The sequence below is a fragment of the Clostridium caldaquaticum genome, assembly GCF_023806125.1.
Classification (GTDB): domain Bacteria; phylum Bacillota; class Clostridia; order Clostridiales; family Clostridiaceae; genus Clostridium_AT; species Clostridium_AT caldaquaticum.
On record NZ_JAMSKT010000020.1, the window covers coordinates 21,145 to 32,507 of the forward strand.

Here is an 11,363-nt window from a genome sequence, read left to right on the forward strand (position 1 = left end):
ACTTCCTTCCTCTCTTCGATGGTCAGGAACCAGGGCAACCTAAGTGCACCTGTTGCAACCAGCAGATTACCCGTAAAAGTCCATTTAGGTCTTTTATCCTCCCTTTCAAGGATAAATTACTGAACTATAAATGAAAGTTCAGCTTCAGCTGCTTTTTTATCTCCTACGTAAGCAATGGCTTTTCCAATGCCTACTGGTCCTTTTCTCTTAATTATTTCAACTTCAAGTCTTAATACATCACCAGGCACTACTTTTTTTCTAAATTTAGCTTTATCTATTCCTGTAAAATAGCCTATCTTGCCTTTAAATTCTTCAAGACTTAACATTGCCACTGCTCCAGTCTGGGCTAGAGCTTCAATAATAAGAACTCCTGGCATAACAGGTTCTGAAGGAAAATGTCCTTGAAAAAACTCTTCATTTATTGTTACATTTTTATAACCTACAGCCTTTACTCCTGGCTCTAGGGATTCTATTTTATCTATAAGAAGGAATGGATACCTGTGAGGTAAAATCTCTTTAATTTCTTTTATACCTAACATAATTTGTTCTCCTTTTAGACTTTTATCCTAAATAACGGCTGACCGTACTGTACCATTTGTTCATTTTTAACAAGTATTTCTGTGATGATACCATCAACTTCGCTTTCTATTTCATTCATCAGCTTCATAGCTTCAATTATGCAAAGTACATCGCCCTTATTAACCTTATCTCCTACTGAAACATAAGGCTTTGCATCAGGGCCAGAAGCAGCGTAAAAAGTACCTACTATTGGAGAAGTTACAACAAAACCTTCTTTTTTAGACTCTTGAACCTTCTCTTCTGTTTTTTTATGTTCAACAATAGCTGGAGCCTGCTCCTCTACTGCTATAGTTTTCACAACTTCAGGTATCCTGTCAATAATTACCTGTTCTTGCTTCTTCTCCATCTTTATTTTAATTCCCTCTGATTCAAGCTCAAGAAGGGTTAATTTTGAATCACTTACCGTTTTAATAAGCTCTTGGATTGCTTTATAATCCATAATCATCTTCCTTTCTATCGGATCATAGACACTCTGTGCTCGCTTGTTACTACTGGCGACTGCTAATAAAAGCCATTTAGGCCTTTACCACTTATTCCGACCACTTTTTAAACATAATTGTAGCGTTATGTCCTCCAAAACCTAAAGAATTAGACATAGCATATTCAAGTTCTGCCTTTCTTCCTACATTAGGAACATAATCTAAATCACACTCTGGATCTGGAGTAGTATATCCTATAGTTGGAGGCAGGAAACCTTCCTGTAATGCTTTTATACACACTACAGCTTCTATTGCTCCAGCAGCTCCAAGCAAGTGCCCAGTCATAGACTTAGTTGAGCTTACTGGCACCTTGTAAGCTGCTTCCCCAAGAACAGACTTTATAGCCATTGTTTCATACTTATCATTAAGTGGAGTACTTGTTCCATGAGCATTTATATAAGATACTTTATCAGGTGTTATTCCAGCATCTTCAATAGCAAGCTTCATAGCTCTTGCACCACCTTCCCCCTCTGGTGCTGGTGCAGTCATATGATAAGCATCACAAGTAGCTCCATAACCTACAAGCTCTGCATAAATCTTAGCACCTCTTTTTTGTGCATGTTCTAAGGTTTCCAGTATTAAAATACCAGCTCCCTCACCCATTACAAAACCACTTCTATTAGCATCAAAAGGAGTAGAAGCACTGTTTGGGTCATTACTGTTGCTTAATGCAGTCAGGTTTGTAAAACCAGCTATAGCTAATTCTGTTATAGAACCTTCAGCACCGCCAGCAATTATTACATCTGCCATTCCATATTGCAGAAGTCTTAGCGCATCTCCGATAGCATTTGTACCTGTAGCACAAGCTGTAACTACAGAAGTACACATACCTTTAGCTCCATACTTTATAGCAATATTTCCTGCTGCCATATTACTTATAGCCATTGGTATAAATAGAGGAGAAACTCTGTTTGGTCCTTTTTCAACTAAGTTTTTTACCTCTTTTTCTATTGTTGCAAGACCACCTATACCAGAACCAACTACTACTCCAAGTCTTTCCTTATTTACGCTTTCTAAATCAAGACCTGAATCTTCAATAGCTTCTTTAGTTGCAGCTAAAGCAAACTGACAGTATCTATCCATTCTTTTAGCTTCTTTTTTATCTATATAATCTTCTGGCTTAAAGTTTTTAACTTCAGCAGCAACCTTAACCTTTAGTCTTTCTGTATTAAAAAGAGTTATATTGTCTATTCCGTTTTTACCTTCTTTTATTCCATTCCAAAAAGAATTAACATCATTACCTAGTGGAGTAATTGCACCCATTCCAGTAACAACAACTCTATTTCTCATATTTTTCCTCCTCACTTTCTTCGTCGGAATACGGAGCAGCCTAAACAAGCCTATTGTTGCAGACTTAGTTATAAAGTAATTTTCTTGTTATGAGCAACAGATTACCCTCTAAAATCTGTTCAGGCTATTAACCCCGTAAGAGTCCATTTAGGACTTTTAACTTGTTTAATAAATTTACATTACCATTCCGCCATCTACATTTATAACTTGACCTGTAATATAATTTGCATTATCTGAGGCTAAAAACGCTGCTAAATTTGCTACATCTTCAGGAGTTCCGAGCTTTTTCAGCGGTACATTTTCTAAAAGTTTTTCTTTTAGCTTATCAGATAAAACTTCAGTCATATCAGTAGTAATAAACCCAGGTGCAATAGCATTTACTGTAATACCTCTAGCACCTAATTCTTTTGCAACAGATTTAGTAAAACCTATTATACCAGCTTTAGCTGCAGCATAATTTGCCTGACCAGCATTACCTATAAGCCCAATAACAGAAGAAATATTTATTATCTTCCCGCTCTTTTGCTTAAGCATTACACTGCTTGCATATTTTGTGCAGTTAAATACACCCTTAAGATTTACTTCTAAAACTTTATCAAAATCCTCTTCCTTCATTCTAAGAAGAAGAGTATCTTTTGTTATACCTGCATTATTTACTAAAATATCTAATCTTCCAAATTTTTCTATAGCAAATTTCACAACCTTTTCTGCATCAAGGAAACTACTCACATCTCCCTGCACAGCAGCTGCTTCTCCGCCTCTTTTTTTAATCTCGTCAATAAGCTCTTGAGCTTCCTTCTCACTGCTTCTATAGTTTACAACTATGCTAGCCCCTAATTCTGAAAATTTTAATGCAATAGCTTTTCCAATACCTCTACCTGCTCCTGTAATTAAAGCAACCTTTCCAGTCAGCATAATTTATCTCTCCTAACAATTTAATGTTTCTAAAGCTTTTTCTAATGATTTTAAATCTTCTACATTAACAACCTTAGCTTTTCTATCAACTTTCTTTATAAAGCCACTTAAAACTTTTCCAGGTCCAAGTTCAACAAAGGTATCGACACCATCTTCAAGCATTTTTCTTATAGTATTTTCCCAAAGAACTGAACTCATTACCTGCTTTTTAAGAAGTTCCTTTATATCAGAAGTTTCCTTTACATACTCTGCAGTAACATTTGTAATAATAGGAGTTTTTATCTCTCCTAGTTCAACATACTTTAATTCCTCTTCCAATTTTTCTGCTGCTGGCTTTAACATAGAAGTATGAAAAGGCGCACTAACTGAAAGAGGCATAACTTTTGCTCCTCTCTCCTTAGCCTTTTCTGAAGCCACTTTAACAGCTTCAATTTCTCCACCAATAACAATCTGTCCCGGACAGTTAAAATTAGCTGGTTCAACTATGCCAGCAGCACTTGCCTCTAAGCAGATTTCTCTTACATCTTCATTACTGAGTCCAAGAATTGCAGCCATAGTTCCTACTCCTACGGGAACAGCTTCCTGCATGAATTTCCCTCTCTTTTTAACAATCTTAACTGCATCAGCAAAGTTTAAAACACCACTACATACTAATGCGGAATATTCTCCTAAACTGAGCCCTGCTACAACATCAGGCACTATTCCCTTTTGCTCTAATGCCTTTAATGCAGCTATACTTGTAGTTAATATAGCCGGCTGTGTATTTTCTGTTTTATCTAATTCTTCCTTTGGTCCTTCAAAGCATATCTTACTTATTTCAAAACCTAAGGCATTATCTGCTTCTTCAAATACTTCCTTTGAAGCTTCTATATTATCTGCAAGTTCTTTTCCCATTCCAACGTATTGAGCACCCTGACCTGCAAATATAAATGCTATTTTACCCATAGTTTTCTCCTTTCATTGGAAACACCAGGTAATATAAACTCCTTTAATTACCTGTTTTAAAATTATTTAGGCCTTTAAATCTCCTGTTTTACAGAAATTTCTTGTATACAGCTTCTGCTTCAGTAAACATTTCTTCGATTATTTCTTTACAGCTTTGCTTCTTATTTATAAGCCCAGCAATCTGTCCAGCCATAACTGAACCGTAATCTACATCCCCTTCTTTTACTGCTTTAGGAAGTGCTCCTCTTCCAAGATTATCATATTCTTCAAGAGGTGCTCCATTTTTCTCAAGCAATTGGAACTGTCTTACAAGCTTATTTCTTAATACTCTAACAGGATGTCCTGTTGGCCTTCCTGTAACAACTGTGTCTATATCTCCTGCTGAAAGTACTTTCTGCTTATAATTTTCATGTACTGTGCACTCATCAGCAACTAAAAATCTTGTTCCTACCTGAACACCTTCAGCTCCCAGCATAAAAGCTGCTGCAACACCTCTGCCGTCCCCTATTCCGCCAGCTGCGATTACTGGAATATTAACTGCATCTACAACTTGAGGAACTAGAGCCATTGTAGTAAGTTCTCCAACGTGTCCTCCTGATTCTCCTCCTTCAGCTACAACTGCATCTGCTCCTGTTCTTTCCATTCTCTTAGCTAAAGCTACAGAAGGAACTACTGGTATTACTATAATTCCATGAGCTTTCCACATATCAATATATTTTCCAGGGTTTCCTGCTCCAGTTGTTACTACTTTAACCCCTTCTTCACAAACAAGCTTTGCAAGTTCATCAGCATTGCTGCTCATAAGCATTATATTTACTCCAAACGGTTTATCAGTTAGCTCTTTTGTCTTTCTTATTTCTTCTCTTACATACTCAACTGGTGCATTCGCTCCTGCAATAACTCCTAGTCCTCCAGCGTTTGACACTGCTGATGCCAATGAACTGTCTGCAATCCAAGCCATTCCTCCCTGTATAATGGGATATTTAATTCCTATCATATCGCATAATACGGATTTAAACATAATTACCCTCCTGTATTCCTATTAAGCACATAACAATTATTAATTGTTATGCCTCCTGTATTCCTTATAAACATACAATAAACTATTATTCTTCTACTCTCTCTTCGATATACTTTACTGCATCTTCTACTGTTTTAATGCTTTCAGCATCTTCTATTTGAATTCCAAATTCTTCTTCAAGCTCAATAATTATTTGGAAAAGGTCTAATGAATCTACTCCTAAATCTTCAAAACTTGTTTCTAACGTAATTTCTTCTTCCTCAATTCCTAGTTGAGCTGATATAACATTTTTAATTTTTTCAAATACCATAATATAAATCCTCCCAATTATTAATTGTAAAATATTTATAGTATTTTTACAAGACATTCCAAAGAAACCTAAGCACGCCTGCTGCCACAGGCTAGGTTATCGGACTTTTACCACTCAACAAGGCATGCGGACCAGGTAAAGCCTGCTCCAAAGGCTACTAAAATAATTTTATCTCCTTTTTTAATAATTTCCTTTTCAATCATTTCATCCAGTGCTATTGGAATACTTGCTGCAGATGTGTTCCCGTACTTTTGAAGATTTAAAAAGAATTTTTCTTCAGGTACTCCAAGCTTTCTTGCTGCAAATTCTATAATTCTGTAATTAGCTTGATGCGGAACAATATACTTAATATCATCAAGAGTTAAATTAGCATCCTTAAGCACCTTATTAACAGCTTCAAGTACTATATTTGAAGCAAATCTAAATACTTCTCTTCCATCCATAGTAAGCCTTATATCTTCAATTTTTTCTGGAGTTACAAAAGGATTTTTCACAGGTACACAATTTATATTTAAAAACTCTGCCTTTCTCCCATCTGCTCCACAGAAAATTGAAGATACTCCTTTTTCTTCACTTGGAAGAAGTACTGCTGCACCAGCTCCATCTCCAAAAAGCACACAAGTATTTCTATCCTTCCAATCTGTTATCTTTGAAAGCACCTCTGAACCTATAACCAGTGCATTCTTACTCTGATTTGATTTTATAAACTGTACCCCTATATTTAATGCATAAATAAAACCGGAACAAGCTGCAGATATATCAAAACAAGCAGCATTGAAAGCACCAATATTTCTTTGAACAAACACAGCTGTTGACGGAGTTAAAGCATCAGGAGAAGAAGTAGCTACAATAATTAAATCTAAATCTTCTGGAGATAAATTTGCTTTCTCCAAAGCCTTTAACGCTGCTTTTGCAGCTAAATCAGAAGTATTCTCTCCTTCTGAAATTCTTCTTTCTTTAATTCCTGTTCTGCTGCTAATCCATTCATCACTTGTATCTACTATTTTTGCTAAATCATCATTAGTCATAATCTTTTCAGGAACATAGCTGCCTATGCCTGCAATTTTAACTTCTCTCATTTTTCTAATCCTTTCTAATTGTAATTATCAGTTATTTATTGCCAGATATATTATACTTCGACTTAAAAAAAAGATTCAATTTTTCAAGTGCTCCTACAAGTACATTTTCTTCAGTTTCTGTCATACCTTCAATAGTTGCCTTAACCATATCTTTATGGAATTTATCGTGTATTCTATAAGCTAATTTACCTCTTTTAGTTAACTTAATCAGCACGACTCTTCTATCTTGTTCAAGCCTTTTTCTTTCCACATAACCTTTCTTAACAAGGTTATTTATTGCAATAGTTAAAGTTCCAACAGTTATTTTTAAATCACCAGCTACCTCTGACATACTTCTGGCTTCATGCATACCTATAGCTTCAATAGTGTGTATTTCTCTAATGGATAAATCTTTAAACTCTCCTTCATTAAGCGTTTTCTGCTCAATAGTAATGATATCATTAAATATATCTACCAAAAGCTCATTTAAAACATTTATGATTTTTCTCATCAAATACTATATTACCCCCCCTTCTATACGAGGTATCTTTCTGCTTCATTAACCAACTCCTGAATTAGCTCCTTTACCGTCATTATTTTGTCTACTCTGTAAGCATTGCTTCCTGAAAATATAAGTCCTTCATCTACGTTACCTCTTACAGCTTCTATTAAAGCCTTAGAAATACAATAAGGAGTAGTAGCTGGATTACATGGTTTTAAGCAGTTGTAGCATTTTTTAACTTCTATATCTCCCTCATCCAGCCTGCTTAAAAATTTGTTATGTATTGCTCTTCCTGGTAATCCTACAGGGCTTTTAACAAATCTTATGTCTTCTTTATGTGAATTTACATAAGCCATCTTGTATTTTATATCTGCATCACATTCCTCTGTAGCGACAAATCTTGTTGCCATCTGAACTCCTGCTGCACCTGCTTTTATAAGCTTTGCTATATCTTCTCCTGTGTAAACACCTCCAGCAGCAACTACAGGAATACTTTTTTTATTTTTTTCTTCATAAGGTTTTAAAACCTCTATTACTTCTTTAACTATTTGAATTAAATTCGGTTTCTCCTCTGATTTTAACTCTTCTTTAGAAAAACCTAAGTGCCCTCCGGCTTCTGGACCTTCTACTATAACTAAGTCAGGTATACGTGAAAATTTATGATCCCATAATTTTGTAATTACCATAGCAGCTTTAGCCGAAGACACAATAGGAGCTATCTTAGTATTAGATCCTTTAACTAAGTTTGGAAGTTCTGTAGGAAGTCCAGCTCCTGATATAATTAAATCTATTTTTTCCTCAACTGCAACCTGAACCATTTCTTTATAATTGTTCATAGCTACCATTATATTAACAGCTATAATTCCTTTTGGACTTAGTTCTCTTGCTTTCCTAATTTCCTTTCTCATAGCTCTTATGTTAGCTTCATGGCTGTTGTTCTCAAAATCAGGTTCATTAAAACCAATTTGAGCACTGGATATAACCCCAACCCCACCTTCATTAGCTACTGCTGAGGCAAGTCCTGAAAGTGAAACTCCTACTCCCATACCGCCTTGAATTATAGGAACTGCTGCAACTAACTCACCTATTTTTAAAGGGGGTAGTTTCATAATATCCTCTCCTTGTTTTCAAACTTTAATATAATAACAAAAATACTTTGATTATCAAAATATTTTTTGATAATCAAAGTATAAATAATTACTATATAACTGTCAACCTATTTCCAAAAAAAAACTTTTTTAAAAAATTATGAACATATAGTTTTATTTTGCTTTGCTTAAAGCATCTTCCACTGCTTTTATTATTCCTCTGCTACTGAATGTTGTACTTTGTGTTTCTGTCTGTACATTATTATATCCTGTTTCATTTGCTTCAATACCACCTGCATAATATAAAACTGTCATAATTCTGTTTTATTATTGCTAAGTATATCTGCTTAATTGATGAAAATATGTTTATATATATTGCAAAGCTTAATTAAACCTTAAATAAAATAAGAATTTATAAAATGCCTGCTTAATTATGTAAACAGGCATTTTATAAATTTATTATTGATTTGGCTGCATAGGAGGCATTTGATCTTGTGTTCTTCCAGGACGATTTCCCTTCATTCCTCCCTGATCTCCATGGCCGCCTTGCATAGAGCTTCTAGCTGTTGTTACTCCGGACTCATTTAACCACGTTACAGAACTTGATATTTTAAAATCTACTACCTTTGTACCATTTGCATATTTTCCATCTGTAAACAAACCATCTGTTTCTTTTCCTGTTGAACTTCCTCCTGAATAAAGGGTATAATTTCCGTCTTTCTTAAGTTCAGGTGAACTTATAACTACTGTCTGATAATTCTTTGCAGGGGCAAAAGTTACAATTGATTTTCCACTGCTGTCTTGTAAATTTACAATAGTGCCTGCTGACTGTGTCTCTGGATATGTCATTATAATTGAATACTGCTTCGAACTTTCTGAAGGCGCCTGAGCCATACCAGCGCTTCCTGCAGCTATTAAAAAGCCTCCTGTCATTTCAAAAGTTCCATTGTAATCTAAAGCACCATTTCCATTCCCAGTTGGCCCATTTACAAGTACTGTACCATTAGTCATATAAATTGAACCATTAGAATCTAATCCATCACCTGCTGCATTAACTACTACATAACCACCATTTATATTAAGCTTATTATTTCCTGTATCAGCAAAATCATTTTGTCCAGGTCGCCCATTAATTGAAGAACCATCAGCCCCTCCGCCTGCGTTAACACCATCGTCATTTGATGTAATGTATATTTCACCGTCATTAACTGTTATTACTGCACTTTCTATGCCTTCATAACTTTTTGTAATATTAACTTTACCTCCCTTTATTGTTAAAGCTGCATCAGCATGTATTCCATCATCTCCGGATGTAACTGTTAAATCACCGCCTTCTATAACCGCATTATTATTACTGTGTATAGAATCATCAGCAGAATCTATAATAAATGTACCTTTTGCTATTCCTATATCACTACTGGCTTTTATTGCTTTTTTACTTTCATTTTCTGTCTGAGAAGTGTTTGTTTCGGAATTGCTCTTATTCTTGTCTCCCATAGGTCCAAACATATCTTCTTCAGCTTTCTTTAAACCATTTACACTTCCACCGCCAGTAGTAATGTTAAATGTACCATCAGCAATAAGTACCGCTGTTTCTGCATATATTCCATCTTTTTCAGATTTTAAATTAAAGTTTCCATTTTCAATGACTACAATTCCTTTAGTGCTGTCTTTATCATTAGAAGATTTTACTGCATCCCCTAAAGCTTTAACAGTTATTGAACCATTTTTAACTGCCACTATATCACGACCAACTAAACCATCATCAGCAGAATTAATTTGAACGTTTCCTCCTAGTATTTTTAAATCATCTTTACTTGTAATTCCGTCTTTATAATTTGCATTTACCGTTAATTTGCCATCACCATTTATAACTAAATTATCTTTGCTGAATATAGCTGCACTTGGTTCATCAGAAGAAGCATCCTCTAGAGTATACTTTGTCCCATCTGTTATTATATTTTCTGTACCTTCTTCAAGAGAAATAATTGTCTTACCAGCATTTTTTATATAAATAGGTGCATTATCAGAGCTTTTTATTTCTACTCCATTTAAAACAAGTTTAACTGTTCCTTTATTTTGAACATCAACAATAATTTGTCCATTATCTATCTTACCACTGATTACATAAGTACCTGCAGAAGTTACTGTAACCTTACCGTCCTTTACTTGTGCACCAGAGCCTTTTAAACTAGCAGTCGTTCCGCTTAATTCGATATAATTTGGATTTTCACTTTTCCAATCAGTATAAGAATCTTCATTATCGTAAGTAACCAATCCGCTTATAACACTTTGAACTGTTTTATCTCCAATTATACTTTCTTTAATCTGTGTAGATGAAGTTTTAGTTTCAATTGTGCTGTTTGTTTCAGTTTTAGTACCACAACCATATAAGAATGTAGTACATACAAGTACTATTGCTAATTTAGAATATATAGATTTTCTATTCATATAATAAAACCCCTTCTTTATTATTACATTTATATTTATAAGTATTTTGAACCTGTTTACATGTATTAATTGTAAATACTAAACCTTAAACAAACCTTAAATATTATAAAAAATAAATTTATTTTAAACCCATCATAAAAACAGACTTATTAAAACAAATTTTAAAGACAGCTATTAAATAATTTTAATAGCTGTCTTCATGACAATGCCATCCATAATGCTCGTGATGATTATGGTGATGCATTTTTTCTTTATAACATTTTATTGTATCATCATCTGTTATATTAAAATTTGCATTAATTTTATTAACTAACTCAAGCATTTTCTCAGCTTCCTCTTTTGTTAAACAACTAAAAAAAGATGTTGATAATTTATCATTAGCCTGAATAAATCCATTAACAGCAGCTTTACCTTCATCAGTAAGATAAACATGTATTGCTCTTTTATCTTTTTCATTCTGTTTTCGTATAATTAAAGAGTTTTTCTCCAGATTAACAAGCATTTCTGTAATAGAAGATGGCCTCATATCCATTATCTCTGCAAGATCTCTTTGTATTACTCCATCATTTTGTGAAATTACAAACAGTAAATGCATCTGTCCCCTGTGAATTCCTTCTCTTGGCGGCAATATACGATGTCTATGCCTGTGCATCTGCCTGTTTAATCGTTGTAAAGCATTATATAAATTATTATAAATAGAATCTTGCATAAAAATCCTCCTTAAT

At 34.4% G+C, this 11,363-nt stretch carries 13 protein-coding genes; all 13 read right to left on the reverse strand.

Annotated elements, in window-relative coordinates:
* Positions 1-116: 116 nt before the first annotated feature.
* Positions 117-539, reverse strand: a complete 423-nt coding sequence (fabZ, locus tag M2651_RS12145; protein WP_286208002.1) for a 3-hydroxyacyl-ACP dehydratase FabZ — start codon at positions 537-539, stop codon at positions 117-119.
* A gap of 14 nt (positions 540-553) precedes the next feature.
* Positions 554-1,018: an acetyl-CoA carboxylase biotin carboxyl carrier protein gene (gene accB / locus M2651_RS12150; protein WP_252132618.1), complete on the reverse strand. Its 465-nt coding sequence runs from the start codon at positions 1,016-1,018 to the stop codon at positions 554-556.
* 91 nt (positions 1,019-1,109) lie between these two features.
* Entirely contained in the window at positions 1,110-2,348 is a 1,239-nt protein-coding gene (fabF, locus tag M2651_RS12155; RefSeq protein WP_252132619.1) for a beta-ketoacyl-ACP synthase II, read from the reverse strand.
* A 174-nt stretch (positions 2,349-2,522) separates the two neighbouring features.
* Positions 2,523-3,263, reverse strand: coding sequence for a 3-oxoacyl-[acyl-carrier-protein] reductase (gene fabG / locus M2651_RS12160; protein ID WP_252132620.1), 741 nt, complete (start codon positions 3,261-3,263; stop codon positions 2,523-2,525).
* 12 nt (positions 3,264-3,275) lie between these two features.
* Positions 3,276-4,208, reverse strand: coding sequence for an ACP S-malonyltransferase (gene fabD, locus M2651_RS12165; RefSeq protein ID WP_252132621.1), 933 nt, complete (start codon positions 4,206-4,208; stop codon positions 3,276-3,278).
* Between the two features lie 88 nt (positions 4,209-4,296).
* A complete protein-coding gene (fabK, locus tag M2651_RS12170) occupies positions 4,297-5,229 on the reverse strand; it encodes an enoyl-[acyl-carrier-protein] reductase FabK (protein WP_252132622.1) in 933 nt (310 codons plus the stop codon).
* 85 nt (positions 5,230-5,314) lie between these two features.
* Positions 5,315-5,539 (reverse strand): acyl carrier protein, encoded by a 225-nt coding sequence (gene acpP, locus M2651_RS12175; RefSeq protein WP_252132623.1) that lies wholly within the window; start codon positions 5,537-5,539, stop codon positions 5,315-5,317.
* Positions 5,540-5,646: 107 nt separating this feature from the next.
* Positions 5,647-6,618: a beta-ketoacyl-ACP synthase III gene (locus M2651_RS12180; RefSeq protein ID WP_252132624.1), complete on the reverse strand. Its 972-nt coding sequence runs from the start codon at positions 6,616-6,618 to the stop codon at positions 5,647-5,649.
* 31 nt (positions 6,619-6,649) lie between these two features.
* Positions 6,650-7,108, reverse strand: coding sequence for a MarR family winged helix-turn-helix transcriptional regulator (locus tag M2651_RS12185; protein ID WP_252132651.1), 459 nt, complete (start codon positions 7,106-7,108; stop codon positions 6,650-6,652).
* A gap of 23 nt (positions 7,109-7,131) precedes the next feature.
* Positions 7,132-8,208, reverse strand: a complete 1,077-nt coding sequence (locus M2651_RS12190; protein WP_252132625.1) for an NAD(P)H-dependent flavin oxidoreductase — start codon at positions 8,206-8,208, stop codon at positions 7,132-7,134.
* A 153-nt stretch (positions 8,209-8,361) separates the two neighbouring features.
* Positions 8,362-8,502, reverse strand: a complete 141-nt coding sequence (locus tag M2651_RS12195) for a hypothetical protein (RefSeq protein ID WP_252132626.1) — start codon at positions 8,500-8,502, stop codon at positions 8,362-8,364.
* A gap of 144 nt (positions 8,503-8,646) precedes the next feature.
* Positions 8,647-10,638, reverse strand: coding sequence for a carbohydrate-binding domain-containing protein (locus M2651_RS12200; RefSeq protein ID WP_252132627.1), 1,992 nt, complete (start codon positions 10,636-10,638; stop codon positions 8,647-8,649).
* 184 nt (positions 10,639-10,822) lie between these two features.
* Positions 10,823-11,347: a MarR family winged helix-turn-helix transcriptional regulator gene (locus M2651_RS12205; RefSeq protein ID WP_252132628.1), complete on the reverse strand. Its 525-nt coding sequence runs from the start codon at positions 11,345-11,347 to the stop codon at positions 10,823-10,825.
* Between the last annotated feature and the right edge of the window lie 16 nt (positions 11,348-11,363).

Bases quoted from the DNA above. Each gene is read 5' to 3' on its own strand.
- M2651_RS12205 (WP_252132628.1), bottom strand. From the start codon at position 11,347: ATGCAAGATTCTATTTATAATAATTTATATAATGCTTTACAACGATTA.
- fabG (WP_252132620.1), bottom strand. From the start codon at position 3,263: ATGCTGACTGGAAAGGTTGCTTTAATTACAGGAGCAGGTAGAGGTATT.
- acpP (WP_252132623.1), bottom strand. From the start codon at position 5,539: ATGGTATTTGAAAAAATTAAAAATGTTATATCAGCTCAACTAGGAATT.
- M2651_RS12200 (WP_252132627.1), bottom strand. From the start codon at position 10,638: ATGAATAGAAAATCTATATATTCTAAATTAGCAATAGTACTTGTATGT.
- fabZ (WP_286208002.1), bottom strand. From the start codon at position 539: ATGTTAGGTATAAAAGAAATTAAAGAGATTTTACCTCACAGGTATCCA.
- M2651_RS12190 (WP_252132625.1), bottom strand. From the start codon at position 8,208: ATGAAACTACCCCCTTTAAAAATAGGTGAGTTAGTTGCAGCAGTTCCT.
- M2651_RS12185 (WP_252132651.1), bottom strand. From the start codon at position 7,108: ATGAGAAAAATCATAAATGTTTTAAATGAGCTTTTGGTAGATATATTT.
- fabF (WP_252132619.1), bottom strand. From the start codon at position 2,348: ATGAGAAATAGAGTTGTTGTTACTGGAATGGGTGCAATTACTCCACTA.
- accB (WP_252132618.1), bottom strand. From the start codon at position 1,018: ATGGATTATAAAGCAATCCAAGAGCTTATTAAAACGGTAAGTGATTCA.
- M2651_RS12195 (WP_252132626.1), bottom strand. From the start codon at position 8,502: ATGACAGTTTTATATTATGCAGGTGGTATTGAAGCAAATGAAACAGGA.
- fabD (WP_252132621.1), bottom strand. From the start codon at position 4,208: ATGGGTAAAATAGCATTTATATTTGCAGGTCAGGGTGCTCAATACGTT.
- M2651_RS12180 (WP_252132624.1), bottom strand. From the start codon at position 6,618: ATGAGAGAAGTTAAAATTGCAGGCATAGGCAGCTATGTTCCTGAAAAG.
- fabK (WP_252132622.1), bottom strand. From the start codon at position 5,229: ATGTTTAAATCCGTATTATGCGATATGATAGGAATTAAATATCCCATT.